The following is a 25,105-nucleotide window of genomic DNA, read 5'->3' as shown; positions in this document are numbered from 1 at the left end:
ATAGCGTATTTGCATCAGTTGCTTTGCTAGCTACCGGTTTGGTTCATGCCAATAAAGCTTCAACTAAAGGTTTGGCACCATACCTAACGGTATCTACTGTGGGTAATTTGGTTAGAATAGTAATATCCTTAATTTTTTGTTGTGCTTCTTCTTCTGTTAATCCAACCGTATTTAATGCAATACCGATTGTTTTTGCTTCTTGTAGCGTTCCACAAACATGGGCAACAGCTTCATTTAACTGTACAAATTGGTCTAAAGGAGGAATAGCGATGTGTTCTACTGGTGGCCTTAAATGGGTATGAGCAGCCTTATGACACAAAATTAAATGTGTAGGTTGCGAACCACGTAATAGGGGTAAAGTAGCAGTGCTACCAGGGTGTGCTAAAGAACCTTGCCCCTCTATTATGATGATTTCTTTATCCGATTGCTCTAATACTGCCTCCTCTACAGCGCCTGCCGCTTGGTCTACTTTTATTGCATCTAATGGAATACCATTACCCATCAATGTGATTCCTATTTGCCCTGTAGGTACAAAGCCTACCTTTACGCCTTTGTCTAATAAAGCGGCATAAAGTTCTAATCCTGCAGTCATTTTGCCAGCAGCCATATCGGTGCCGACCATGAGCACCCGCTTTGCTTTTAATTTTGACGCCTTGCCAGAGGCGATAGGATAATGAGCTTTCGGTTTACGAACATCCCAGATGGTGTTTGTGGTCAAGAGACTGCCAAAACGCGCATTCAAGTCATCATGAAGCCCATTGATAAGGTGTAGACCACTTTGTAAAGCTTCTGCTATTGGAGCGTCCCATTCATCCGGAAATTTACCACCGCTAGGGGCTATACCAAGTACCATAATTTCTGGTTGATAAGTTAACGCTTCTGTTACCGTAGCTACTACTGGGATATCATAGGGTAGGTCTACGCTTTCTTTAACCGATTTGCCAGCAAAATTTGAATCGATTATGCATACTATAGGGTGTTTAGAAAAACGCATGAGGCCGTAGCCCATTTTACCAGCATCTTTGTCTAAAGCACCTTCCATAAAGATGCATAAAGGTTGATTGGTAGTAAACATTTTCAAATAAATTTTAGGGTTAAGTTTAACTTTTAAAATGTCCCCCGTGGCCCGGAAGGGATAAAGGCATTATTATTTGATTGACTAGAGGAGCCCCCGAGCAAGGGTCTGGATTTAAATTTAAATGTGAGTCAAGATCTATATGGTCTAACATGCCAGATACCGCTGCACCGGCAGCAATAGATATAGAACTTTCTCCCATACAACCAATCATGGTTTTTAATCCGAAGGCATGGGCAGTATGGATAATTCGCAGCGCACCTGTAATGCCTCCGCATTTCATTAATTTCATATTAACGCCATCTACAGTATGCGCCCATTTAGGAATGGAGCTCACAAAGCGACAAGATTCATCTAAAAAGATGGGTAGGGGGCGGTTTTTATAAAGATAGGGCAATTCAGATTCTAGCCCTTCTTGTAACGGTTGTTCTACGTATTCACAGTGGCGCTCTGCCAACCATTGCATCATATGTTTTGCATCCTTGGGAGACCAACCACCGTTGGCATCTACTCTAATACTTATGGGGTATGTTTTATTGTAGTTCAGAACCGCTATATACATAGCCTTGTCAGCTTCTATACCTTCAGGATTACCTAATTTTACTTTAAGTGTACGTATGCCATCTTGCTCTAAAATAATAGGTAAACGTTCCTTAGCTTCTTCCGGAGTCATAATCCCTAACGTAATGGAGGTGGCTACCTTTGGTTTTGCAATCCCTAATAATTGATATAGCGGCAAACCTGCTTTTTTTGCCTTTAAATCCCATAATGCCATGTCTAAAGCTGCTAGTGCACATGGGGCTGTATTTTCTTCCAAAGCTTGGTCGTACACATTGTAAATAGCATCTGGGTTAAACGATTGTTGTACAAATTTTTCTAATTGTAATTGTGCTTCCTCTGCGGTAGCTGCGCCTTCTGATATTCCTGGGGAAGTTTCGCCCAAGCCTACAAAACCATCATCTTCTACTTCTACGTAGAGATTATATTGTCCGTCTCGCACGCCTCTACTTATCCTAAGTGGAAATCTCTTTTTTAGGTAAACAATTTTGAATCGTACTTCCATCATTTGTGGTTTGAATAGTTAAATGTAGTAGATATTGGTAAATTTGAAGTTTGATTGTTCAATCTTATGTCATCTTTAACATAAGACCTTTAAAAGGGATGCATTGCTATGGAAGTTACAATAGAAAAAAGCTGGAAGACTGCTTTAAAAAAAGAATTTGAAGCCCCTTATTTTAAAGCGTTAACTGCTTTTGTAAAAGAAGAATATCAACAAAATACCTGTTATCCTCAAGGCAAAGATATTTTTGCGGCTTTTGATTTTTGTCCACTACCCAAAGTTAAGGTGGTATTAATAGGCCAAGATCCCTATCACGGACCTAACCAAGCGCATGGCTTATGTTTTTCTGTAAATGAAGGAATACCGCACCCACCTTCTTTAATCAATATTTTTAAAGAGTTGGAACAAGATGTTGGCAAACCGTATCCTACTTCTGGGAATCTAGTATCTTGGGCAAAGCAAGGGGTGTTATTGCTCAATGCGACACTTACCGTGCGCAGGGGAGAAGCTGGTAGTCACCAAAAAAAGGGATGGGAAACGTTCACAGATGCTGTAATCAAAACCATATCTGACAAGAGAGAAGGTGTAATTTTTCTGTTATGGGGCGGTTACGCAAAGAAAAAATCTAAGCTAATAGACCAAAATAAGCATCATATTCTTTCTTCTGGGCACCCATCGCCTTTAAGCGCAAATCGAGGCTATTGGTTTGGAAATAAGCATTTTAGTAAAGCAAATGAACTTTTAACAGTTCTAAATAAGGAAGAAATTAGTTGGTAGAACCTAAAAAAAAATAGATTCTTTTAAAAACATCCAGAAAAATATTACGTTTGTAACTTACAACCAACTAAGAAAATTCCTATATAAAGGTGGGTAAATTGAAATCTGTTTTATTGGTAGATGATGATGAAACCACGAATTTTTTAAATAAATTCTTCATTAAGCAAATAGATTCTACAATAGAAATCCATTCCGTAGTAAACGGTTTGGAAGCTTTGGAATTTTTACGAAACGCCGATAACAACCAATTAGATTTTCCGTGTTTGTTAATTTTAGATACCAACATGCCTGTGATGAATGGCTGGGACTTTCTAAATTCTTATGAGGAATATTTTGATGCCAAGTTTAAGGAGAACATTACCATAGTCATGATAACAGCTCTAGAAAATGAAGAGACTGTAAGGCGTACATTAGCGGACCCAAATGTTAGAGATATTGCTCAAAAACCTTTGTCTGACCGAATTTTTAGAAAAATGTTCACCAAACATTTTTAATCTTGGTACAAAAACAAATCCTTATCTTTTAATTCTTCAATTATTTCTAGTTGATGTAACGTGTTTTGCACCTTTTGTAAGGTTTCTACACTTAATTGTTGCTGACTCCATTTAGTTTTACTTAACCAGCTTGTAATATCTTCTAATTTTTGCCCGTATCTGTTAGCCAGAGTTCTATCAATGCTTGGAATACTCTTAAATTCTTGAGTATAGGTATTAATAACGTCTAAAATATGCTTAAGGATGGTAGCATTTTCAGTAATGAATTTTGTTGTAGCAGCTATTACAAAACACGGCCACGGGGTTGGGCAATCTCCCAAACGTCTAAAAGTATTGTTATCTACTAATGGTTTTGTTGTAAAATGTTCCCACATAAAATAGTGTGCCTGCTGTTCTTGTAATCCTTGGACTGCGCCCTCTAGATTGTTAATTACTTCAAATTGAAGTTTAGTGGTGTCCCAACCTTGCTTTTGTGCGTTTACATAGGCCATTAAGTGGCTTCCGCTACCATAGCGACTAATTGCTGCTTTGGTGTGTTCTAACTCTGATAGATTTGTAAAAGAACTATGATGTGCCACATGTATACCCCATAAAAGTGGACTTTCAACATATATTTGCACTATTTTAGAGTTGTTACCTTCCGTAATGCTTTTTACCAAACCTTCTGTTAAAATAATTGCCAAGTCTGTCTGCTCATCGGCTAACATCTTGGCCATTCTACCTGTACCTTCTGGAATATCTTCCCATTGTAAATCGATTCCTCTTTCTTCAAAAGCACCATCTTCTATGGCCAAATGCCAGGGTAAATTAAAATGTTCTGGTACGCCTATAATTTTAACTGTTTGCATGGTATTTTTCTTTTAGGTAATCGTAAATGGCATATTGGGAACGGATGTTATTGCGATTAGATTTGACCTTGTGGTTATTATCTTCCGCGTCTAGCACACGTGCTTTTACCGTATCGTTTAATTGTAAAGTTAGGATGTCTTTTAATTCAGTAAAAATTGTTGGGTCTAAAATTGGAGTTAATACTTCAATTCTGCGGTCTAAATTTCGGGTCATCCAATCGGCAGAGCCAATAAACATTTGTTCATCACCTCCATTGTGGAATAAGTAAATTCTTCCATGTTCTAAATATCTGTCAATTATACTGGTGATATAAATAGGTTTTTCATTGGGCTTTAACTCATGCTCTGCTTTAGGTACTAGTCTACAAAATCCTCTTACGATTAACCGGACGCTAACACCAGCTTCGCTTGCATCTTGTATGGCTTTTATCATTTTGCGGTCTTCCAAGCTATTCATCTTAGCCGTAATTTTTGCAGTCTTACCAGCTTTTGCAAAACGAATTTCTTGCTGTATCAACTCTAAAAATTTATTTCTTGTATTGAAAGGACTAATCATTAACCGCTTGCTTTTGGGTATGATTAATGTCCGTTCTAACACCTGAAATACCTGTGCTAGTTCTTTGGTAATTTTTTTATGTGCAGTGAATAAACCGTGGTCCGAATAAATTTTAGCGGTTTTAGCATTAAAGTTCCCAGTACCAATATAAACATACCGTTTAGGTCCTTCTGTAACGGCTCTTTCTACCAATGCTATTTTAGAATGCACTTTAATGTTGGGAACACTATATAGAACTGTTGCTCCGTGTTCTTCAAAAATACGGCCCCATTTAATATTGTTCTGCTCATCAAAACGGGCTTGTGCTTCTACAAATAGAAGTACTTTTTTACCATTTTTTAGAGCGGTTAAAAGGGCGTCTGTTAATGCTGATTCTTTAGCAATGCGATAGAGCGACATTTTAATGGTGGTCACCTTTAAATCATTGGCAGCTTGTTGAATAAACTTTTCTATTACCTTAAAATCCTGATAGGGAAAATGCACAATTTGGTCTTTCTCTGCAATGGTTTTAAAGATATCATTAGAACTAGATAAGGCAAAATGCGGTAGGGGAGGTCGCTGGTCATATACTAAGTGGGGTTTATCTTTCGGAGCGGGGAAAGAAAAAAAATCCGATAAATTATGATATTTACCACCTTTAACCATATCTACCTTGCCCAATTGTAGAAGTTCTTTTAGTTGAGATACTAAAGTGGTTGGCATGGTAGCATCATACAACAACCGGGTTGGCTGGCCAGATTTACGTTGTCCAAGACTTTGGTAAATTTTATCTACTAAATCCATATCCGTATAATCATCATCCAGATATAATTCAGCATCTCTAGACAATTTGATGGCATAGAGTTGTTGTACTGGCATTAGTGACAAGGATGCGGATTTTAATCGGATTACATCATCTATAAACATATAGTGATGTCCTTCTCCAGGTAAACTAACAAAACGACCAACTTCGTTACTTGGAATTTTCAATAAGTGTAATTTTTCATCCTCATTTTGGCAAACAAAATACAGTTGTCCGTCTTTTATCTTAGAAGGATTGTCTAAAGCAATTTGCTCACAATGCTTTGCAACTTCTTTATCAAAATAAGTATCAATAAACTGCAATTGATTTTGGGATAGCGTATTATCTGTGTGAATAAAAACCTGTTCAGTTTTTAATTCCTCTACTATCGCTGATAGGGTTTTGCCAAAAACGGTTTGCTGCTCCGCTATGAGTTCAAGTATACTTTTAAGTGTTTTATTTCCTTTTAAATCAAGTTTTTTTCTTAGTGATTTGTCAACCTTTTTTAATTGCCGTAATTGCGAGATTCGCACCTTAAAATATTCGTCTAGATTAGACGAGAAAATAGCTAAAAATTTTAATCTTTCTAACAACGGAGTGTCTTGGCATTGCGCTTCTAGTAGTACACGTTCGTTAAAAAACAACCAATTATGGTCTCTATGTTTTAGCGCCATTTCTTTCATCTACAAATTTTACCAAAAGTAAGTATTTGCCTCTTTTTTTAGATGATACAAATGTTAAGTAAGTTGACTCAAACAATACTGAATAAGCTCCGCAACCGTTTCAGTGGGTTTGTTAGAAAATTCTCCCGTAGCTCTATTGGCTAAAATGGCATTCATAGATAATGCATTGTGGCCTAGTAATTTAGATAAGCCATAAATGCCCGCCGTTTCCATTTCTAAATTGGTAATTAAATCTGAACCTAGTTGAAAGGACTTTAATTTAGAATGAAAATCTTTCAGTTGAGGGCGTAATCTAAGTTGTCTTCCTTGCGGTGCGTAGAAACCGGCGTTGGTTACGGTAATCCCTTGAAAAATAGTATCGCTTTTAAACTGTTCTAATGTTTTAGGAGCTGCTGAGTAAGCATAGGGGATTATTCCGTACTCTTGCCAATTACAATGACTGGTTAAAGCTTGTTCTAATGCTAAATCATTAAGGTTATTGTGCTCATAAAAGTGCATTAAACCATCTAAGCCAACCGCTTTTGTTGATACTAAAAAGCTGTCTATGGGAATATGGGGTTGTATGCCCCCAGAGGTGCCAATTCTTATAATGGTTAGGGCTGTCTTCTGTTCTTTAATAGCTCTGGTAGCAAAATCTATGTTTACCAAAGCATCTAATTCATTAAAAACAATATCTATGTTATCTGTTCCGATACCTGTAGAAATAACAGAGATACGTTTGTTCTTGTAATACCCAGTATGGGTAATAAATTCTCGTTTACCTTTTTTTATTTCTACGGTATCAAAAAAATCAGAAACCATGCTCACCCTATCAGGGTCACCTACCGTAATAATAGTTTCCGCAAGGTCTTCTGGCATTAAATTTAAATGATAGATACTCCCGTCTGGGTTGATTATCAGTTCCGAGTCCGCTATGGGCATTCGCTATAATTAAAGTTTAAGAATACGTTCGCTCTCTGTATTGTATAGAAAATTGTATTTAAGCGCACCACCTAAATAATCGTTCCCTTCTCTAAGATTTGCATAAAAATTGGTTTGGTTAGCTAGCACTTCCTTGCCAACTTTTGTTAATCTTACTGGGTTAAAAGAGGAAAATAATGGTTTTAGTTTTGTTAATACTCTATCGTATTGAGAGTCTCCAAAACCATAACCTTCTTGGGTTTTTAAAAGTGTACCTACAAAGGCTTTTTTGGATTTTGGTTTTGCTTCTATTGCGGTGTTTAATACCTTGTTTTCTAAAGCGTTTAATCCATTTCTAATAGAAGGAAAACGCTGTAAATGCATCTGTAAAGCGTCCGCAAGGTAGGTGAATTGGTAATTTTCAAAGTCCCCTAGATTTTCTAATCGTATGGGATTGTCACTACAATATAATTGCCAAACATAGTCTGCAAATTCTATATCGTCTTGGGTAAGTACTTTTCTGTTTTCGTATAATTCTGCCAGACGTTCATCGGTCAGTTCATTTAACGCCATTAGTTTACTAGACCCTTTTTCCTTGCCACTACATACTAAGGAAATTTCTGCATGTCTTCTGTGCGTTTTTAGCCAACTAATTACAGCTAACATATTAATCTGGCAAAACAAATCATACTCAAACCAAAGTACTATTTGGTCTTGTTGTTTATGGTTGCAAAGAGAGCGGTATTCTTTTAAGGTTTTTTCTATAAACCAAGATTTACTCACTTTATAATTTTCGTTTAAAAATTCAAAACGCGTTTTCCAAAACGTTTCACTACCCACAGTACTGATAGTTTTGCCTTCGCAAAGCATTTCTCTCCATGTAATAATGTCTCCTTTGTATGGGAGGGATTTTAAACGGTCCGTAAAGGCATCACCGTTTGTAATGTGTAATAAAGAATTCATTTTTAGGTAGTAGTTTTCGTTGGTTAGACTTGTTAAAAATAAGGCTTACAGCAAGAAAAGCAAAACAAACGCCACAAAAGATAGATCATTGGTCGGTAAATTTAACAGTTTATCGATAGGGGTAGTTAATGCTTGGTTAGCCCCCAACACGTTTTATGGTGAAACCACTCTCCTTTAAAAAAGTCATGATTTTATCGCGGTAATCTCCTTGTATAATAATGGTGTCATTTTTATGACTGCCACCTACACTGAGTAACTGCTTAAGCGCTTTGGTTAACTTTTTAAAATCGTCAGTAGCCCCGTTATATCCTTCAATAATAGTGATAGGTTTACCTTTTCTTTTTTCGTACTTACAGATAAGAGGAGAATCCTGAATCCAAAATTCAGAATGTTCCTTTTTCTCTTCTGTTTTATCAAGTTCTGGCTCGTGGTCTGGGAAAAGATTTTTTAACTGGTCCTGTAAATCCATCCTTACTTTTTAATTAAGCCTAATTCTATAAGACGTTCATGCAAATAGGCCCCAGCTGTAATGTCTTCAAATTGTTTTGGATGATTTTCATCTATACAGTTTTCCAGACAATTTAAAGGCATATCGCTCACTGGATGCATAAAAAATGGAATAGAATATCTAGAGGTTCCCCATAATTCTCTTGGCGGGTTCACTACTTGGTGGATAGTAGATTTTAATTTATTGTTAGATAAGCGTGATAGCATATCCCCAACATTAATCATTAATTCATCTTCTTGAGCAATAGCGTCTACCCAATTACCTTCATGGTCTTTTACTTGCAAACCCTTACCATGTGCACCCATTAAGAGTGTAATTAGGTTAATATCACCATGTGCGGCTGCTCTAACTGCATTTTTAGGTTCTTCTTTTATTGGGGGGTAATGAATAGGACGTAGAATGGAGTTACCATTTTTTATATAATCATCAAAATAAGTTTCTTTTAGACCTAAATGTAAAGCCAAGGCTCTAAGTACATACTTTGCTGTTTTCTCTAGCATTTGGTAAGTTTCTTTCCCAACAGTATTAAACTTGGGCAACTCCTTTACCATAACATTTACAGGATACTCTTCTTCTAATTTTGGATTATCTTCTACGTATTGCCCAAAATGCCAAAATTCTTTTAAATCGCCCTCTTTTTTACCTTTAGCATGTTCTTTACCAAAGCTTGTATAGCCACGTTGCCCACCAATACCTTCTATTTCGTAACTATCTTTTACTTCTTGTGGTAGCGCAAAAAACTTTTTAATTTCAGAGTACAAATCTTCTACCAAATCATCGGACAAGAAATGTCCGCGTAACGCAACAAAACCAATATTTTCAAAAGCTGCACCAATTTCCTTTATAAATTTCTCCTTTCTATTCGGTTCTTCTGATAAGAAGTCCCTTAAATCCACGCTTGGAATAGCACTCATGTGTTCATTTTTATTAGTTAAATCAAAAATAAGCAAAGTTGTTCATTAGTATTACCAACTGTTAATAACTAAGCTAGAATGGGGTTGTGAGCCAATAAAGCTAAGAATGGAATGTATTGCACTAAAACTATTTTATGGTCTTTAGTTTCTTTGCCAGGTGACTGTACAACGACTTTAACATTTGTTAACAGTGACGTAAATCTTAAAATACGTTTCTAAGCGTATATACATGGAACAAATAAAAACTATTATGAAATCAGCTAAATTATTAAGTGCGTTACTCATGGTAACAGTGCTTTTTTCTTGTTCAGTATCCAAATCGTCCAGACAACAGCAAAACATACTTAGCGGTACTTGGATATTGAGTGATGTTTCTTATGAAGGTAATCAAGGAGCATTTAAATCGGTATTATTCAATGATTCTAAAGACATTTGTTTTGAGGGAAGCCAGTGGTTTTTCCGTGATAATAATAATACTGGACGCTATACTATACAAGGTGGGAGCTTATGCCAAGGTGGTGATAGGTTTATAAAATGGACTATTGTGGAGCCCACTAATAGTGTGAGCCAATTGCAATTTAAATTCATAGATGAGAAAAATAAAGATGTATCGGGAGGTTTAGGATACCGATTAGATATTGCAAATCTAACTGAGCAAAATATGACGCTTAAATCTAGAGTCAGTGTAGATGGTGAACCCGTTACTGTAGTATACAATTTTAATAAACAATAGTACAATGAAAAAGATAAACGTAAAATTAGCTACTATACTTATGGCTTTCTCAATTTTGGCAAGTTGTAGTACAGTAAAGAATGCAAATAACAAACAAAAAGGTGCGGTGATTGGTGCCTCAGGAGGCGCTGCCATAGGCGGTGTAATTGGTAATAATGTAGGTAAAGGTAATACTGCATTAGGTGCTATAATTGGTGCTGTGGTAGGTGGTGCTGCAGGTGGATACATTGGCGACCGTATGGATAGACAAGCAGAACGTATTGAAGAGGAAATTCCAGGTGCAGAGGTAGAACGAGTTGGTGAAGGTATTAATGTAACATTTACGCAAGATGCTGGTGTTTATTTTGACACGAACAAATCTGATGTTAAAGGAGATGCAGCCACTACTTTAAATAAATTGGCGGAAATTTTAAAAGAGTATCCAGATACCAACATTTTAGTAGAGGGCCATACAGATAGTGCTGGTGCAGAAGATTACAATATGCAACTGTCTCAGAAAAGAGCTAGCTCCGTGACTGACTATTTAGTTGCCACAGGTATAAGTTCATCTAGATTTACTACCAAGTGGTATGGGGAAACCCAACCAAGAGCCACCAACGATACCGCAGAAGGGAAAGCTAAAAATAGGAGAGTTGAGTTGGCAATTGTGGCGAGTGATGCCTTAAAGCAAGAGGCTATGCAGCAAACAAAAGGATAAGGAAAAGCCTTTCTAAATATTAAAAAAGCCCGGTATAAACCGGGCTTTTCTATATTTTAATAATGTGCTTTCATCTTTTCTTTTTTCTTACTCAACTGCTTATCCAATTCATGGATTGTTTTATGTATAGCATTCTCATAATTTTCTTCGCTTGCCTCTGCAAACAATCTAGGTCCAGGAACACTTAACTGAATACCGCATATTTTGCCTGTTAATGGTGACGAGGTGTTCTCATGCTTTAAGAAAACTTGAGCTTGTACAATAAAATCGAATTTCTCTTGTAAATGCTCTAATTTTTTAGTGATAAGTTCTTCTAATCTTTCACTTGCTTTAATGTCATGATATTCAAATGTAATGTTCATATACTTTTTTTTAAGTTAAACCTAAAGCTATCTATTCAAATGTAAAAATGCTGTTAGTGCATTGTTAGTTTATTTATAAATGCAAGGTAGGGTGTGTTAAAGTTTTAAAATATGATATTTATCATTTAAATAAATGTAAGATATTTCTTAAATTTATTACTTAGATGACTCTCTTAAAACTAAGCCGTTATGAATACTTCTGCCACGATGAATGACACAGACCAATTGGTCATGAGATTAGAGCGAAACCACAGATGTGTTTTGCGCATGGTACGTAAATTAAACTCGTATCAATTTGAACCTAAGAATTATGATGGATTTGTAAAATTACAAGACATCAAATCTGGTTTTAAAAATCTTGCCAAGGAACAGATGTTATTGTTTAACGAGTTGCAAAATCAAAATCTACATTTTCACCCTGCCTTAGACAAAGTAAAAGCGTCTTTAAAAAAATTTAATGTTTTAGAACAAAAGGTAGCGGCGTACATTTTAGATTCACATCATTAAAAAAAAATAAAATCTTTGGTATAGGTTTAAAATAATGAGCAATTTTACCACATGTACCAAGGATTAAAAGCGCATGTATCCCGTATTATTTCCCCTACTGCGGAGGAGATGGCTTTTTTTTGTACTAAGTTTAAGACACTAAACTTTCCTAAAAAATCAAATATAATTCACCCAGGGCAATATACAGACCACGAGTATTTTGTGGTAAAGGGTTGTCTAACTTCTTATTATTTAGATAAGAAAGGGCATAAACATATTATTCAATTTGCTATAGAAGATTGGTGGATTGGCGATTTTGATGCCTTTTATAACCATAAGCCTTCTAAATTATATGTAGAAGCACTTGAACCAGCAGAATTATTAGCCATTAGTTATAAAGATTTGGAAGAAGTCTACCAAGAAGCACCTTTATTTGAACGGTATTTTAGGATTTTAGTTACAAGAGGTTTTATAACGCAGCAAGGACGTGTTTTAAGTACCTTAGAAAAATCTGCCCAGGAGCGTTATGAGGAGTTCTGCCAACGGTATCCTACCATAGAAAAGAGAGTTCCCAATTATCAAATAGCTAATTATCTAGGTATCTCTGCAGAGAGTCTAAGTAGAATTAGGAAAAAATTAACGACTACCCATTAAGTTATTGATGTAGGTCAATATTTATCGTATAGCGTCTATCTAATTTTGAAACGATTGCCAACTTGAGCAAAACATCAAAAAAAAGCGCTACTATGAAAAATACACAACCTCTTTTACAACCTTTAAAGCAAAACGGACTCTATTTAAATAATAGAGTGGTCATGGCTCCTATGACAAGGAGTAGAGCAGATAACCCCGAACTTAAACCAACAGCGGATTTACACGTACCCTATTACAAACAACGTTCTGGTGCCGGTCTAATTATTACGGAGGGTTCTCCCGTTTCTAAAGAGGCTATAGGATACGTATTTACACCAGGTATTTTTACTCAAGAGCAGGTAAATGGTTGGAGAAAAGTTACTACAGGGGTACATGAAAATGGAGGTAAAATTTTTATTCAATTGTGGCACGTAGGGCGTATTTCTCATCCAGACTTTCACGAAGGTCAATTGCCTTTAGCGCCATCTGCTATTAATCCAGAAGCACAAGTGTATACTCCAGAAGGTTTTAAGGATACTGTAACACCAAAGGCAATGACAAAAGAAGATATAGATAAAACGATATCTGATTTTAAAAAGGCAGCTGAAAATGCTATGTTGGCTGGTTTTGATGGTGTGGAAATACATTCATCCAACGGCTACCTTTTCCATCAATTTTTCAACAAATGCTCTAATGTAAGAACAGATGAGTATGGCGGTAGTATAGAAAATAGAGTAAGATTCTTTTTTGAAGTTTTAGAGGCGGTAAAAAGTGTAATGCCTGCATCCAAGATAGGAGTACGTTTTAATCCTTCTATGCATGGTATGATGGGAATGTCTGTTGACGAAGAAACCATACCTACTTTTGAGTATATTATTAATAGATTGAGTAAATACAACTTGGCTTATGTGCATTTATCAGAACCGTTCACAGATGTTTCTGATGTACCTTTTGCGGTGACACAGATTGCCAAACATTTTAGGCCGATATATAGCGGTAACCTAATTATTAATGCCGGATTTGACCAAGAAAAAGGAAATGAAGTTATTGAGACAGGAGAGGCAGATATGGTTGCCTTTGGTAAACCTTATATCAGTAATCCAGATTTAGTAGATAGATTTAAACATAATATAGCATTGGCAGATTGGGATAAGGATACTTTTTACACTCAAGGAAAAGAGGGTTACTTAGATTATCCAACATATAAAGAGGAAAAACAAGAAGCGTAAAACACGTATATTAAAAATTATATATGAATACAGAAACACATAAAGCGTACGGTGCAAGCAGTAACACAGCGGCATTGGAACCTATGCATATAGAGAGAAGAGCAACGGGCGCAGAAGATGTAAAAATAGATATTTTATACTGTGGCATTTGCCATAGTGATATTCACCAAGTACGTAACGACTGGAAAAATTCTAAATACCCTGTAGTTCCAGGACATGAAATTATTGGCCGAGTGGTTGCCACAGGAGCTAATGTTACCAAATTTAAAGAAGGTGATTTAGTAGGAGTAGGTTGTATGGTAGATTCTTGTCAAGATTGTCCTTCTTGTCATAATCACTTAGAGCAATTTTGTGAAAATGGAACAATTTACACCTATAATAGCCCAGATAAACATTTAGGAGGGTACACGTATGGAGGTTATTCCACAGGCGTAACGGTGCAACAAGATTTTGTGTTAAAGGTGCCAGAGAATATAGATGCCAAGGGTGCCGCACCACTTTTATGTGCGGGTATTACCACATGGTCTCCTTTAAGTCACTGGAAAGTGAAAAAGGGGGATAAAGTAGGGATTATTGGTCTGGGAGGCCTGGGCCATATGGGGGTTAAGTTTGCCAATGCTCTAGGAGCGCATGTAGTTATGATAACCACATCGCCAGCAAAAGCAGAAGATGCCAAAACATTAGGCGCACATGAGGTGCTAATTAGCAAAGATGCTGAGGCTATGAAAGCACATGCAAATAGTTTTGATTTTATTTTAAACACAGTCCCGGTAGGGCATGATGTTAACCCATATCTTTCTCTATTAAAAATAGATGCTACTATGGTTATGGTTGGTGCAGTAGAACCATTAGAAGCTGTTAACGGTGCTGGTTTAATTAGAGGTAGAAAACGTATTGCAGGGTCTTTAATCGGTGGTATTAAAGAAACACAAGAGATGTTAGATTTTTGTGGAGAGCATAACATTACAGCAGATGTAGAAATGGTTAATATGCAAGATGTAAACAACGCCTTTGAACGTGTAATAAAGGCAGATGTTAAATATCGTTTTGTGATAGATATGGAATCACTTAAAAATTAGGTGATTCTACTTTTTGATTGATGGGAAACGGTCCTTTTTATAAGGGCCGTTTTTTTGTTTGGTAAATTAATGAGTTATCCTTTTGAAGATTAATTATATTTGAAAACCACATTTAATACAGAGAACATGTTTCTAAAAAATTTTAAGCTATTAACCATAGTAGCATTACTAGCCTCAAGCTTTGCCTGTAAAAATCAAAATAAAAAAGCTACAGAGGTAGCTGTGGAAGAAAAGCCAGTTTACACCTCAAGTTTACCTTTAGATAGTTTGGTGATGCCAGAAGGTTTTAAAGTACACACTTTTGTAGAAAATTTAGATGGCGCACGTTCTATGGCAATGGGGGATAATGGCACTTTATTTGTGGGTACCCGTACAGAGAATAAATTATATGCTGTAATAGATAGTGATAATGATTTTGTTGCAGACAGAACCATAGTTTTAGACACCACCTTAGAAGTGCCTAATGGCATCGCTTTTAAAAACGGTGCATTGTATGTGGCAGAAGTAAATAGGTTGCTGCGTTACGATAATATAGAAGAGCGTTTAGATAACCCACCCAAACCAGTTGTGATTTATGACGATTATCCAGATAAATTTCATCACGGGTGGAAGTATATAGCCTTTGGTCCTGATGATAAGTTATATGTACCCGTAGGTGCACCATGTAATATTTGTGATGATACAGATAAAGACGAACGGTTCGCAACCATCACTCGTATGGACCTGGATGGAAGTAATAGAGAGATTGTGGCACGTGGGGTGCGTAATACCGTTGGGTTCACTTGGCACCCAGATACAGACCAACTGTGGTTTACAGATAATGGTAGAGATATGATGGGGGATGATATCCCTCCTTGTGAATTAAATAAAGTCACAGAAATTGGTGCTCATTTTGGCTATCCATTTTGTCATGGCGGTACTATTGCAGACCCAGAATTTGGAGCAAAGCGTTCTTGTGATGAGTTTGTGCCACCAGTACAAAATCTTGGAGCCCATGTTGCGCCATTAGCGGTCAAATTTGTAGAAGGAGCAATGTTTCCAGAAAAATACCAAAAGCAAATACTAATTGCAGAACATGGCAGCTGGAATCGAAGTGAAAAATCGGGTTACCGTATAACTAAGGTAACACTAGAAGGGGATAAGGCCGTCAAGTATGAGCCTTTTATAGAAGGCTGGTTAAATCATAAAAACCAAACAAGATGGGGTAGACCTGTAGATATGCTATTCTTAAAAGATGGTTCTTTACTAATTTCGGATGATTATGGGGACGCTGTTTACCGTATTTATCTAGAAGAACAAGCTTAATTTTGTAGGGTTGCAGCGGTATTTATTTCTTCACCTTCTAAATGTTTATTAGGTTGTGGATTGATATAAATATTTAACATAGCCTTACCTATTTTTGTGGTCGTAGTTACACTTTTAAGCTTTTCTAGAATTGGGAATATAGGTTTTGCTATTACATAAAACCAGTGGTATAGTTTGGTGCTGGAACGAATACCTTTTTCTGGTAAAATTATTCCAGGCCTAAACATATAAGCATCTTTGAATCCTTTACCAAGTAAATAATTCTCGGTTTTGCCTTTTACACGAGCCCACATAATGCGTCCTTTTTCTGAGCTATCAGTACCTTGCCCACTAACATAGGTAAAGACCATATTAGGATTGTATACAAACAATGCATCTGCTAAAGCTTTGGTCATGGTATAGGTATAATGGGTAAATTCTTTTTCTGACTTTCCAGCAGAAGATACCCCCATACAATGACAACAAAAGTCAAATCCCTTTAACTGTGATGCTATTGTAGAGAAATCTGTAAAATCTTGATGTAACACTTCAGAAACTTTTGGGTAAGATTGTCCAATAGTACGTCTGCTAAGTAATAAAATGGCAGTTACCTTAGTGTCTTTTACGGCCTCTAAAAGCACTGCTTTACCAACCATTCCTGTAGCCCCTGTAATAATTACTTTCATTATTTTTTTGGATTAACTTCAATTTCAAAGTACGGATAGCGCATTTAATCTACAAGCCTTTTTAACAGAAATAAAAAAACTAATTACGTAAATAGGAAATGGGTTAAGGATAAATTTAAAGTGGTCAAAGAGCAAATAACAGTAGTGCTACCTTGTAGCTGCTATTAAATGAAAAAGATTAACAAATGGAATACACAGTAAATATTCAAGAAACAGGTTTCATTACGCATGATGTTTTGCAGATAAAAACAGACAGGCCTGCAAATTTTGATTTTACACCTGGCCAAGCTACAGAAGTAGCATTAAATAAAGAAGGCTATAAAAGCAAGAAGAGACCGTTTACGTTTACCAGTTTGCCAAGTGATGGATTTTTACAATTCACTATTAAAATTTATCCAGAACACAATGGGGTTACGGATAAGTTGCAAACCTTAGAGGCTGGCGATGAGTTGATAATAAGTGATGCGTGGGGAGCAATTTCGTACAAAGGGCCAGGAACTTTTATAGCAGGTGGCGCAGGCATTACACCTTTCATATCCATATTCAAGGATTTGGCGGCACAAAATCAATTGGAAGAAAATAGGCTTCTTTTTGCAAATAAGCGTGAAAGAGACATTGTTTTAGATTCGCAATTTAATCAATGGTTAGGTGCAGATTTTATCAATATTCTATCAGAAGAGCACAATCCAAAACATGCTCATGGACGTATAGACCAATCGTTTATTAAAGAGAATGCTGGTGACCTAGATAAAAACTTTTACGTCTGTGGTCCAGTACCGATGATTAATTCGGTTAAAGAAAACTTACAGGCCTTGGGTGTAACGAACAAACAAATAATAACAGAAGATTTATAATAAAACTATGGAAAGGATATTAGTGGCGGGAGCCAATGGAACAACAGGTAAACAAGTGGTAGAAATTTTAAATAATACAGAAGGATATGCGCCTGTAGCTATGGTGCGCAAGGAATCCCAAATGGAACAATTTAAGTCCAAAAATATTGATACGGTGTTGGGAGATTTGGAGAATGACTTAAGCCATGCGGTTCAAAACATTGATAAAGTCATATTCGCAGCAGGTTCTGGAGGTAAAAAAGTAGTAGCTGTGGACCAAGAAGGAGCCAAAAACCTTATAAAAGAAGCAGAAAAAGCTAACGTTAAAAAATTTGTTATGCTTAGTTCTATGGGGGCAGACGCACCTGAAAAGGCCGAAAAGTTACAGGATTATTTGAAAGCAAAACACAATGCGGACGAATTTTTGAAACAGAGTAAAGTACCCTATGCAATAGTAAGACCGGGTACTTTAAATAATGAAAGTGCTAAGGGGACTATCAAAATTGGCGATTCTCTTGAAAAAAAGGGTGAAATTACGCGTGCAGATGTCGCAAATACGCTTGTAAGTTCTCTGAGAGAAAGCACGACTACCAACAAAACTTACGAAATTTTACAAGGCGATTTAAAAATTGATGAAGCATTAAAACAGATATAATAACATGGTAAAACCAAGAACAAAAGTACCAGAGTTAAATTTAAAACTAGTGAATGGTACAAGTTGGACTTTAAGTGAACAAACCCCTGACAATTTTACTATGGTAATTTTTTACCGTGGGTTGCATTGTCCTATTTGTAAAACATATTTAGAAGAATTACAGACTAAATTAAAGGATTTTACAGCTAAAGGGGTTAATGTAATCGCTATAAGTTCTGATAGCGAAGAAAGGGCTAAAGAACAATACGATAAATGGAAAATCGCAGACATTCCTTTGGGTTATAATTTTAGTATAGAGAATGCCCGTGAATGGGGACTCTATGTGTCTAAAGGCATAAAAGATAAAGAGCCAGATATGTTTATTGAGCCAGGCTTGTTTTTGATTAAACCAGATGGTACACTATACAGTGCTTCTATACAAACAATGCCTTTTGCACGTCCAGAATTTGATGATTTACTTAATGCTATTGGTTACATTACTAAGAATGATTATCCTGCAAGAGGAGAAGCTTAATTGGATAATTTAATATAAAGAAAAGCCCATGAAAATGGGCTTTTTTAATAGCAGCTTGGCAATTTTGTTTAATTATTGATAAGCTAGTGAGGAATACGTTATTGATTCCAAAATTTTAACCACCATCTTTTACCTAGTCTGTAAATGTTGGGCCTATATAATCTATAAAAAGGTTTTTAACGTATATGTAATAATTGCCGTAAAATTGCGGAACCAAACTACGTGTAATAATGATTTTTTGTAAAAAGACGTATGTTCTTTCCTTAGCGCTACTCATGGCCTTTTTTGGTCAAGAAAAACTATTGGCGCAAGAACTAGAAAAATACAATGGCCTCTACAAAACAAAGAGCTATGTAGGTAAAGCTGCTTTCAGCTATACCGTGACGGAAAAAGACACCATTTTTAATGGGCCATTTAGTTTGCAGCGTTCTAGCTTAGATGCACTTGTTGCCAAAGAAGACAATTCTTTTTTAATAAAAGGTAATTTTAATCAAGGAACACCAGAAGGTAAATGGTTGTTTCAATTTGGAGAGTTTAAATCCAATCGCGAATCTGAGGTGGTAGATTACCAATATCGGGTTTTAATAAGTGGCATTCAAGAAGAAGCTAAAGGTTTGATTGCTAAAGGCGTGCCAGATGGCGAATGGACCATCACTGCTCAAGAAATAGAAAATTCTGAGCAGATAGCCACCCTTTTTGAAAGTGCTATTAACTTTGAGGCAGGAATACCACAGCAAGGGTTTAGTATTTCTGATAAAAACAGCACCTTGGTGGGCCGCTTTTTAAGAGATGGATTGGCTCATGACGATTGGTCTTTGTTCTCTTCACAAAGTAGTTTAGGGGAAGAAACATGGAAGTTTAAAGACGGAGTTCTAGTGACCATAAATAAAACAACCAAAAACGGAAAGGAAACGATTCCAATTTTTGACTTTAAACAAGGTGACTTTAAGACCATCAATTTAGATAAAAACTACCTGAAGTTGGTCGCACTTTATGAGGCACAACATGCCACAACATCTTCTCAAGTTCATGGTATGGAAAAACTTTTAGCAAAAAATGCCGACTACTATGCTAAAATAGACGGAATTCTCACAGATTTAGGGAACGCAAATTTTAAACCAGAATTTAAAGTTAAAGTCCCATATTTTAAAATGGATTCTACCCAACATGAAAAGTTAGATAATACATTTGCTGTAGTAGATTCACTTCTAATTTCCACAGCGGCTTTATTGGCAGATTCACATTTAAATATTCTAAAACGCTCCAACGAAGACGCTATGTTCCACTATAATGTATTAGAACGCTTGCAGCAGGAATACCTATTACCATTAAAGGAGCTTTCAAAACTAAATGAGCAGGGTTTACTCAATTATATATCTCCAAAGGAACTTTACGGCTATTTGTTTTCTGCAGATGCACCTCAGAAAGAATTTTTGGTCATGGTAGACTCTAAGGAAGAGAAAAAAGAGAAAGCCTTTGTGTTGAATAATGCTGACGGTTTTGATTTTAATGGAGAGAATTTAGAAGCCATATTTAATATGTATGGTTTTGCAAAAGAAGGTGTAAATCTTACCCTTCTGGAGCTACAAAAAATTCTGCGTATAGAAAAAGGAGAACAAGAGTTAGTAGCTTTAGAAGAAGGGCTTATTGCCCAACAACAACAAATAGAAGGTTTATTAGATAGCTTGCCAAAAGATAAGTGGACCAGAGCTATAGAAGATATCAACAAAAAAATGGAGCAAGGCCTTACGGATTATGCCAAACTACGGACTAATGAGGAGAAGCTTTCTTTCGCACATAACCAAAAGCAATGTAATAATCAACTATTACTATTGGCCAATCAATTAGCGGCAATGCCAATGCAACAACAAATTGTTGAAAAAGCGTATCTAGATCCTGTTTGGAATCCATTTATGGCTACGGTAATGGAAGAAGAGGTGAAAAAGCGGATTACCGTTGCTTATAAAAAGGTGTTGTTGCCATACTTTATTGAAACCACCAAAGCTTCTATGGATTGCAATACAGCAGCACAATTGGCGCAAGACCTAGAATTTACCCACAAAAGTATGCTTCAGTTGCGAGAAAAAGAGACAAAGAAATTAGAGAAGAAACTCAAACGAGAGAATAATCCTAAAACCGTCCTCCAATTGTTTCATCAATTTACCAACGCCAAATAATCGCATCTATGAAAAAGTGGAAAGTTATCGGTTTTTGGTTATTGGTCAACGGTCTATGTTTAGGACAGCTTTCAGCACAAGTAGAAGAAAAGGAATATCTGCCCGTTGAGTCAAAATATAAAGACCCTACTTCTAAAGTATGGATAAATACATACGGCAAAATAAGAATTGGTAAACGTTTGTTTTGGGATGCTCAAACACATTTTAGATTTCAAGAAACAGAGGCTACACCTTTTGTTGGGCAAATAGCTCAAGTGTATAATAGGCATGCTATTGGGTATATCTACAATAAAAAAGTCAATTTTAGTTTGGGCGGTGTGCTACGTGTGAATTTTAATACTGATGAGGATTCTGAAGATAGAAATGTAGTTCCAGAATGGCGTATTTGGCACCAATACCAATTTGCAATGCCATTGTACAGCGCAATGATATATCATAGACTACGTATAGAACACCGCTGGACACAAGGTTTTGCAGAAGATAGTGAGTATATCTTCAGAAACCGTTGGCGCTATATGTTTAGAGCTAAGATTCCTTTAAACAGTCATAAATTAAAACCCAAAACATTGTACGTATCACCAGAGGCTGAGTTAATAATGCAAAGTGGTAAGGCTGTGGTTGCAAGCCCTATGGAAGATTTACGTTTAACAACCACCTTAGGATATATTTTAACCCCTAGATTAACTGTTGCGGCGGGCTTAATGTATTCTCAAGGGCAAGATTTAGGTAATGGTGGTATTTACAAACAATCTTGGACTATGCGCTTTCATATGTACTATTCTCCAGATTTCAGAAGAGTTAAAAACAAATTACCAGACATTCATTTAGACGATTAATCGTGATGGAAAAAATATCTAAAAGAGCATTGGGGATAGTAGCAGGCGTTGGGGTAGTTGCCGCGATTTACTTTATAGTTAAAACGTATAACTTAACCCAAAAGTTAGAAGAAGAAACTGCTACTACTACAGAATTAGAAAATGCGTTGAATGAAAGAGATGCTTATTTAACTATTGATTCTATGGTGGTTATGGGGGATTATGACAGTGCGATAAAAGCATATAGTGACCAACTAGCTACAGGGTCCAAAACATATGACAAAGACCTACGTATGCGTATTGCTTTAACTCAAAAATTAAGATCTTTAGGTGGCAGTTCTATACATCCTAAAAGAGATAGTCTAAAAGCAGAATTAGATAGTTTAAAAGAATTACCTACGATAGCTACTTCTGATATCCGTGCGGTAGATTCTTTGGCATTTGCGTTACAGAAAGTAAAGGTGCAAGTAAGCAGATTGCAAGAACAGCTCAAAAACCGTTCGCAAGGGGAATATTTAAAGTTTAAAAGCAAGAAGGGTAATCTCTTGCATTATGTAGGGCAGGTAGACCAAGGTAAGGCTAACGGTTATGGCATTGCATTATTGGAAACAGGTAGTAGGTACGAGGGACAATGGCTAAACAACCAACGCCATGGACAAGGCGCATTTTATTGGATAGATGGAGAATACTACATTGGCGCTTATAAAGAAGACAAACGTTCTGGGGAAGGAACCTACTTTTGGCCAAATGGGGAAAAATATGTGGGGCAGTGGAAAGAGGATAAGCGTAATGGAAAAGGAGTATTTTACTCAGAAAAAGGAAAAGTAGTGACCAGCGGTGTTTGGAGAAATGATAAACTAGTAAGCCCCGATAAGAAAAAAGAGAAGTAGCTCTTAGTAATTGACTACCTTTAAATAAAGGAACAGACGTTGAAGAGATGGAATAAGGGTTGGGCAAAATTGCTATTAGTAGTTGTACTAATTGTTGGATTTACTTACACAGGAGTAATCATTGGGGTCAAATATCGCCTAAACCAATATTTAGCCGCAAAAGAAGAACAAGGAGTTCCTGTGCGTTATCAAAAGCTAAAGTTGAAATTGTTTGAGGGTACAGCAACTTTTATAGCCCCTAATCTTACATTAAGGAAAGAATTAAAAGCTGGCTATACTGGAACACTTCGTTTTGAATCCATAAAGATTAAAGATATCGGTTATATTAAACTGTTATGGACTGGTAATCTTACCATTGATTATATTGAACTAAAACAACTCAATGGTTTATTAATCAAAGGAGAAACAAAATCTGTTACGGAAAATAGATCTACAGAAAAAAGTGACGAACTTGGTTTTGCTATCAAACTAAAAGAACTTATTCTCACTCATGCCAATCTTACGGTCTTAAATCAAAATGAAAAAAGACCATTGGCAACCTTGTCTGATTTTAACTTGGAAATTGAAGATATTTTAGTCTCTAGCCGCACTCTAGAAAATTCGTTTCCGTTTACGGGGAATTCATATGCCATAACGAGCGGCCCGGTTTACCTTAAGGCCACCGCGTATGAGGATTTAACGTTACAAAGCATTTCAGGAGACTCAAATTATACAGTAATCAAAGACATAAGTTACCAAACGGTATTGCCACCAGAAGATTTCTCTAAAGGATTGGCGGTAGAAAGGGACCACTACAACATCACTATAGATTCTTTAAGTTTTACTCAATTGCAGTTAACAGAAAGGCAAAAAGACAGTCTAGGTATCGCTGCAGAACATATTAATTTACATCAGCCATATATAAAAATACATCGCAATAAGCTCGTTGCTGAAGATAGTAGATATAAACCCATGTATGGCGAGTTACTTCGTAAAGCACCAATCGCCATTCAAGTAAATCACTTTAATTTTTACAATACTTATTTGGCTTACACGGAAAAAACAAAAGATTTTAATGATGGGGGAATATTGACTTTCGAAGATATGGACGTAGAAATTCAAAATCTTGGCAATACCTATTCTTCACCTTTAAAATTACACTTTGAAACCCAATTTATGGGGGCTGGTAAGTTTGATGCCGATTGGACTTTTAATGTTAAGGATACTACAGAAGCTTTTGTGTTTAAAGGAAGGTTAGTAGATTTTGACATGCGTAAGGTAAATAGCTTTACTAAACCTGTGGCCAATACTGAATTAGAAGGTAATATGAGCGAGTTGTATTTTACCATTGATGGTCATAATTACCAATCTACTACAAATTTAAAGGCACGATACACAGATTTAGGAGTGTATTTAATACAGCCAAATTCAGGAAAAAGAAAAGCTATAATTAATACGATACTAAATTTATTTTTACCCAGTAATTCTCAAAAAAAAGAGGAAGCTTTTAAAACGTCTGCCACCAAATTACAGCGAGATGTAAGCCGTTCTCCGTTTAATTTTGTTTACAAATCCTTAGAAAAAGGGCTGCAAGAAGCCATGTTGTAATTTTTATTAAAAATATTTAAAATAAACTACTGTTTATAAATAATTTAAGTCGACATTTGCCAAATATAAATACTATTTAATTTTAAAGTAATGAGTAAAGGAACAGTAAAATTCTTTAATGACACTAAAGGATTTGGTTTTATTAACGAAGAAGGTGCTAACAAAGAGCACTTTGTACATGTTTCTGGATTAATTGACGAGATTCGCGAAGGTGATGTTGTTGAGTTTGATTTAGAAGAAGGAAGAAAAGGGTTAAACGCAGTAAACGTAAGAGTGGTTTAATACCTTAGTTTATACAATACTTTTTTTGGAAGCCTATTGAAGAAATTCAATAGGCTTTTTTATTTTATCTAAAAAAATTATTATTCTAGATTTATATGCCGTACCTTATGGGCCTAACATAATTTATGGCAAAATCACAACAAACCTATTCCAAAAGGGAAAAGGAAAAAAAGCGTTTAAAGAAACGAGAAGAAAAATTAAAGCGTAAAGAAGAGCGTAAAGCTGAAGCTAAAGAAGGCGGCGGAGGCATTCCGTTTGCTTATGTAGATGCAAATGGAAATCTTACAGATACGCCACCAGACCCAACAGAAAGAGAAGAGATAGATGCTTCTACTATAGAAATTGGGATTCCTAAAAAGGAAGATATAGAGGAGGAAGAGGTAGACCCTGTACATAAGGGTAGAGTTGCTTTTTTTGATACTTCTAAAGGCTTTGGTTTTATCAATGATTTGGAAGACCAAGAAAAATACTTCTGCCACGTAAGTGGTTTAATAGATGAAATTGCAGAAGGGGATAAGGTAACTTTTGAATTGGAGAAAGGACAAAAAGGCTGGAATGCCGTAAAGGTAACGCTAGAAAAATAGCCTTACGTTTGGCTAAGAAA

28 protein-coding genes are annotated in these 25,105 nt (G+C 36.2%); 18 read left to right on the top strand and 10 right to left on the bottom strand.

Annotated features, from left to right (window positions below; all coding sequences use genetic code 11):
• Window positions 1-43: 43 nt before the first annotated feature.
• Together HCO57_RS03810 and HCO57_RS16730 are read right to left on the bottom strand one after the other, a co-directional pair.
• Window positions 44-1,075 carry a DUF1611 domain-containing protein gene (locus tag HCO57_RS03810; protein ID WP_245167530.1) on the bottom strand — a complete coding sequence of 344 codons (1,032 nt, stop codon included), beginning with the start codon at window positions 1,073-1,075 and terminating at the stop codon, window positions 44-46.
• Window positions 1,076-1,100: 25 nt separating this feature from the next.
• Window positions 1,101-2,138, bottom strand: a complete 1,038-nt coding sequence (locus tag HCO57_RS16730; protein ID WP_167987912.1) for a dipeptide epimerase — start codon at window positions 2,136-2,138, stop codon at window positions 1,101-1,103.
• A 108-nt stretch (window positions 2,139-2,246) separates the two neighbouring features.
• On the opposite strand from HCO57_RS16730, the gene ung reads away from it, so the two are divergent.
• Together ung and HCO57_RS03795 are read left to right on the top strand one after the other, a co-directional pair.
• Window positions 2,247-2,912 (top strand): uracil-DNA glycosylase, encoded by a 666-nt coding sequence (gene ung / locus HCO57_RS03800; protein ID WP_167987911.1) that lies wholly within the window; start codon window positions 2,247-2,249, stop codon window positions 2,910-2,912.
• 98 nt (window positions 2,913-3,010) lie between these two features.
• Window positions 3,011-3,406, top strand: coding sequence for a response regulator (locus tag HCO57_RS03795; RefSeq protein WP_167987910.1), 396 nt, complete (start codon window positions 3,011-3,013; stop codon window positions 3,404-3,406).
• Here HCO57_RS03795 and HCO57_RS03790 read toward each other — a convergent pair.
• The 6 genes from HCO57_RS03790 to HCO57_RS03765 form a co-directional block, all read right to left on the bottom strand.
• Window positions 3,403-4,254, bottom strand: coding sequence for a substrate-binding domain-containing protein (locus tag HCO57_RS03790; RefSeq protein ID WP_167987909.1), 852 nt, complete (start codon window positions 4,252-4,254; stop codon window positions 3,403-3,405). The two genes, HCO57_RS03795 and HCO57_RS03790, sit on opposite strands and share 4 nt — an antisense overlap.
• A complete protein-coding gene (ppk1, locus tag HCO57_RS03785; protein WP_167987908.1) occupies window positions 4,241-6,274 on the bottom strand; it encodes a polyphosphate kinase 1 in 2,034 nt (677 codons plus the stop codon). The genes HCO57_RS03790 and ppk1 overlap by 14 nt, the downstream gene beginning before the upstream one ends.
• A gap of 54 nt (window positions 6,275-6,328) precedes the next feature.
• Entirely contained in the window at window positions 6,329-7,195 is an 867-nt protein-coding gene (locus HCO57_RS03780; protein WP_167987907.1) for a nucleoside phosphorylase, read from the bottom strand.
• 9 nt (window positions 7,196-7,204) lie between these two features.
• Window positions 7,205-8,137, bottom strand: coding sequence for a DUF1835 domain-containing protein (locus HCO57_RS03775; protein ID WP_167987906.1), 933 nt, complete (start codon window positions 8,135-8,137; stop codon window positions 7,205-7,207).
• A 136-nt stretch (window positions 8,138-8,273) separates the two neighbouring features.
• Window positions 8,274-8,606 carry a translation initiation factor gene (locus tag HCO57_RS03770; RefSeq protein ID WP_167987905.1) on the bottom strand — a complete coding sequence of 111 codons (333 nt, stop codon included), beginning with the start codon at window positions 8,604-8,606 and terminating at the stop codon, window positions 8,274-8,276.
• A gap of 2 nt (window positions 8,607-8,608) precedes the next feature.
• Entirely contained in the window at window positions 8,609-9,559 is a 951-nt protein-coding gene (locus HCO57_RS03765) for an isopenicillin N synthase family dioxygenase (RefSeq protein ID WP_167987904.1), read from the bottom strand.
• Window positions 9,560-9,809: 250 nt separating this feature from the next.
• Here HCO57_RS03765 and HCO57_RS03760 point away from each other — a divergent pair, with 250 nt between their 5' ends.
• Together HCO57_RS03760 and HCO57_RS03755 are read left to right on the top strand one after the other, a co-directional pair.
• Window positions 9,810-10,292 (top strand): lipocalin family protein, encoded by a 483-nt coding sequence (locus tag HCO57_RS03760; protein WP_167987903.1) that lies wholly within the window; start codon window positions 9,810-9,812, stop codon window positions 10,290-10,292.
• A gap of 4 nt (window positions 10,293-10,296) precedes the next feature.
• Complete coding sequence (locus HCO57_RS03755; protein ID WP_167987902.1) at window positions 10,297-10,989, top strand: OmpA family protein; 693 nt, start codon at window positions 10,297-10,299, stop codon at window positions 10,987-10,989.
• 56 nt (window positions 10,990-11,045) lie between these two features.
• Here HCO57_RS03755 and hpf read toward each other — a convergent pair whose 3' ends face one another.
• The gene (hpf, locus tag HCO57_RS03750; RefSeq protein WP_136949837.1) at window positions 11,046-11,351 is read right to left on the bottom strand and encodes a ribosome hibernation-promoting factor, HPF/YfiA family; all 306 of its coding nucleotides are present in this window, start codon (window positions 11,349-11,351) and stop codon (window positions 11,046-11,048) included.
• 189 nt (window positions 11,352-11,540) lie between these two features.
• On the opposite strand from hpf, the gene HCO57_RS03745 reads away from it, so the two are divergent.
• The 5 genes from HCO57_RS03745 to HCO57_RS03725 all read left to right on the top strand — a co-directional run bounded on the left by HCO57_RS03745 (window position 11,541) and on the right by HCO57_RS03725 (window position 16,083).
• On the top strand, window positions 11,541-11,858 hold the full coding sequence (locus tag HCO57_RS03745; protein WP_167987901.1) for a hypothetical protein: 318 nt from the start codon (window positions 11,541-11,543) through the stop codon (window positions 11,856-11,858).
• A 51-nt stretch (window positions 11,859-11,909) separates the two neighbouring features.
• A complete protein-coding gene (locus tag HCO57_RS03740; protein WP_167987900.1) occupies window positions 11,910-12,491 on the top strand; it encodes a Crp/Fnr family transcriptional regulator in 582 nt (193 codons plus the stop codon).
• Between the two features lie 92 nt (window positions 12,492-12,583).
• Window positions 12,584-13,699 carry an alkene reductase gene (locus HCO57_RS03735; RefSeq protein WP_167987899.1) on the top strand — a complete coding sequence of 372 codons (1,116 nt, stop codon included), beginning with the start codon at window positions 12,584-12,586 and terminating at the stop codon, window positions 13,697-13,699.
• 23 nt (window positions 13,700-13,722) lie between these two features.
• A complete protein-coding gene (locus HCO57_RS03730; protein ID WP_167987898.1) occupies window positions 13,723-14,778 on the top strand; it encodes an NAD(P)-dependent alcohol dehydrogenase in 1,056 nt (351 codons plus the stop codon).
• Window positions 14,779-14,904: 126 nt separating this feature from the next.
• Complete coding sequence (locus HCO57_RS03725) at window positions 14,905-16,083, top strand: PQQ-dependent sugar dehydrogenase (protein WP_167987897.1); 1,179 nt, start codon at window positions 14,905-14,907, stop codon at window positions 16,081-16,083.
• On the opposite strand, the gene HCO57_RS03720 is transcribed toward HCO57_RS03725, so the two are convergent.
• A complete protein-coding gene (locus HCO57_RS03720) occupies window positions 16,080-16,748 on the bottom strand; it encodes an NAD-dependent epimerase/dehydratase family protein (protein WP_167987896.1) in 669 nt (222 codons plus the stop codon). The genes HCO57_RS03725 and HCO57_RS03720 overlap by 4 nt on opposite strands.
• 185 nt (window positions 16,749-16,933) lie before the next feature.
• On the opposite strand from HCO57_RS03720, the gene HCO57_RS03715 reads away from it, so the two are divergent.
• From HCO57_RS03715 to HCO57_RS03675, 9 genes are all read left to right on the top strand, one after another.
• On the top strand, window positions 16,934-17,602 hold the full coding sequence (locus tag HCO57_RS03715) for an FAD-binding oxidoreductase (protein WP_167987895.1): 669 nt from the start codon (window positions 16,934-16,936) through the stop codon (window positions 17,600-17,602).
• A 7-nt stretch (window positions 17,603-17,609) separates the two neighbouring features.
• Window positions 17,610-18,236 (top strand): SDR family oxidoreductase, encoded by a 627-nt coding sequence (locus HCO57_RS03710; RefSeq protein ID WP_167987894.1) that lies wholly within the window; start codon window positions 17,610-17,612, stop codon window positions 18,234-18,236.
• 4 nt (window positions 18,237-18,240) lie between these two features.
• Window positions 18,241-18,750: a peroxiredoxin-like family protein gene (locus HCO57_RS03705; RefSeq protein ID WP_167987893.1), complete on the top strand. Its 510-nt coding sequence runs from the start codon at window positions 18,241-18,243 to the stop codon at window positions 18,748-18,750.
• A gap of 230 nt (window positions 18,751-18,980) precedes the next feature.
• A complete protein-coding gene (locus HCO57_RS03700; RefSeq protein WP_167987892.1) occupies window positions 18,981-20,927 on the top strand; it encodes a hypothetical protein in 1,947 nt (648 codons plus the stop codon).
• A gap of 8 nt (window positions 20,928-20,935) precedes the next feature.
• A complete protein-coding gene (locus tag HCO57_RS03695) occupies window positions 20,936-21,763 on the top strand; it encodes a DUF2490 domain-containing protein (protein WP_245167529.1) in 828 nt (275 codons plus the stop codon).
• 5 nt (window positions 21,764-21,768) lie between these two features.
• Window positions 21,769-22,632 (top strand): MORN repeat-containing protein, encoded by an 864-nt coding sequence (locus tag HCO57_RS03690; protein ID WP_167987891.1) that lies wholly within the window; start codon window positions 21,769-21,771, stop codon window positions 22,630-22,632.
• 39 nt (window positions 22,633-22,671) lie between these two features.
• The gene (locus HCO57_RS03685; protein WP_167987890.1) at window positions 22,672-24,219 is read left to right on the top strand and encodes a hypothetical protein; all 1,548 of its coding nucleotides are present in this window, start codon (window positions 22,672-22,674) and stop codon (window positions 24,217-24,219) included.
• 90 nt (window positions 24,220-24,309) lie between these two features.
• On the top strand, window positions 24,310-24,501 hold the full coding sequence (locus HCO57_RS03680) for a cold-shock protein (RefSeq protein ID WP_136949850.1): 192 nt from the start codon (window positions 24,310-24,312) through the stop codon (window positions 24,499-24,501).
• Between the two features lie 125 nt (window positions 24,502-24,626).
• A complete protein-coding gene (locus HCO57_RS03675) occupies window positions 24,627-25,085 on the top strand; it encodes a cold-shock protein (RefSeq protein ID WP_136949851.1) in 459 nt (152 codons plus the stop codon).
• Window positions 25,086-25,105 lie beyond the last annotated feature (20 nt).

The organism is Croceivirga sp. JEA036, assembly GCF_011882165.1.
Taxonomy (GTDB): domain Bacteria; phylum Bacteroidota; class Bacteroidia; order Flavobacteriales; family Flavobacteriaceae; genus Croceivirga.
This window is presented reverse-complemented; position numbering and strand designations above follow the sequence as displayed.

Excerpts from the sequence above, each read along its gene's own strand:
- HCO57_RS03775 (WP_167987906.1), bottom strand. The coding sequence starts at position 8,137 with ATGAATTCTTTATTACACATTACAAACGGTGATGCCTTTACGGACCGT.
- HCO57_RS03700 (WP_167987892.1), top strand. The coding sequence starts at position 18,981 with ATGATTTTTTGTAAAAAGACGTATGTTCTTTCCTTAGCGCTACTCATG.
- ppk1 (WP_167987908.1), bottom strand. The coding sequence starts at position 6,274 with ATGAAAGAAATGGCGCTAAAACATAGAGACCATAATTGGTTGTTTTTT.
- HCO57_RS03770 (WP_167987905.1), bottom strand. The coding sequence starts at position 8,606 with ATGGATTTACAGGACCAGTTAAAAAATCTTTTCCCAGACCACGAGCCA.
- HCO57_RS03710 (WP_167987894.1), top strand. The coding sequence starts at position 17,610 with ATGGAAAGGATATTAGTGGCGGGAGCCAATGGAACAACAGGTAAACAA.
- HCO57_RS03680 (WP_136949850.1), top strand. The coding sequence starts at position 24,310 with ATGAGTAAAGGAACAGTAAAATTCTTTAATGACACTAAAGGATTTGGT.
- HCO57_RS03695 (WP_245167529.1), top strand. The coding sequence starts at position 20,936 with ATGAAAAAGTGGAAAGTTATCGGTTTTTGGTTATTGGTCAACGGTCTA.
- ung (WP_167987911.1), top strand. The coding sequence starts at position 2,247 with ATGGAAGTTACAATAGAAAAAAGCTGGAAGACTGCTTTAAAAAAAGAA.
- HCO57_RS03735 (WP_167987899.1), top strand. The coding sequence starts at position 12,584 with ATGAAAAATACACAACCTCTTTTACAACCTTTAAAGCAAAACGGACTC.
- HCO57_RS03755 (WP_167987902.1), top strand. The coding sequence starts at position 10,297 with ATGAAAAAGATAAACGTAAAATTAGCTACTATACTTATGGCTTTCTCA.
- HCO57_RS03740 (WP_167987900.1), top strand. The coding sequence starts at position 11,910 with ATGTACCAAGGATTAAAAGCGCATGTATCCCGTATTATTTCCCCTACT.
- HCO57_RS03790 (WP_167987909.1), bottom strand. The coding sequence starts at position 4,254 with ATGCAAACAGTTAAAATTATAGGCGTACCAGAACATTTTAATTTACCC.
- HCO57_RS03690 (WP_167987891.1), top strand. The coding sequence starts at position 21,769 with ATGGAAAAAATATCTAAAAGAGCATTGGGGATAGTAGCAGGCGTTGGG.
- HCO57_RS03705 (WP_167987893.1), top strand. The coding sequence starts at position 18,241 with ATGGTAAAACCAAGAACAAAAGTACCAGAGTTAAATTTAAAACTAGTG.
- HCO57_RS16730 (WP_167987912.1), bottom strand. The coding sequence starts at position 2,138 with ATGGAAGTACGATTCAAAATTGTTTACCTAAAAAAGAGATTTCCACTT.
- HCO57_RS03745 (WP_167987901.1), top strand. The coding sequence starts at position 11,541 with ATGAATACTTCTGCCACGATGAATGACACAGACCAATTGGTCATGAGA.
- HCO57_RS03675 (WP_136949851.1), top strand. The coding sequence starts at position 24,627 with ATGGCAAAATCACAACAAACCTATTCCAAAAGGGAAAAGGAAAAAAAG.
- HCO57_RS03715 (WP_167987895.1), top strand. The coding sequence starts at position 16,934 with ATGGAATACACAGTAAATATTCAAGAAACAGGTTTCATTACGCATGAT.
- HCO57_RS03760 (WP_167987903.1), top strand. The coding sequence starts at position 9,810 with ATGAAATCAGCTAAATTATTAAGTGCGTTACTCATGGTAACAGTGCTT.
- hpf (WP_136949837.1), bottom strand. The coding sequence starts at position 11,351 with ATGAACATTACATTTGAATATCATGACATTAAAGCAAGTGAAAGATTA.
- HCO57_RS03730 (WP_167987898.1), top strand. The coding sequence starts at position 13,723 with ATGAATACAGAAACACATAAAGCGTACGGTGCAAGCAGTAACACAGCG.
- HCO57_RS03765 (WP_167987904.1), bottom strand. The coding sequence starts at position 9,559 with ATGAGTGCTATTCCAAGCGTGGATTTAAGGGACTTCTTATCAGAAGAA.
- HCO57_RS03780 (WP_167987907.1), bottom strand. The coding sequence starts at position 7,195 with ATGCCCATAGCGGACTCGGAACTGATAATCAACCCAGACGGGAGTATC.
- HCO57_RS03810 (WP_245167530.1), bottom strand. The coding sequence starts at position 1,075 with ATGTTTACTACCAATCAACCTTTATGCATCTTTATGGAAGGTGCTTTA.
- HCO57_RS03725 (WP_167987897.1), top strand. The coding sequence starts at position 14,905 with ATGTTTCTAAAAAATTTTAAGCTATTAACCATAGTAGCATTACTAGCC.
- HCO57_RS03720 (WP_167987896.1), bottom strand. The coding sequence starts at position 16,748 with ATGAAAGTAATTATTACAGGGGCTACAGGAATGGTTGGTAAAGCAGTG.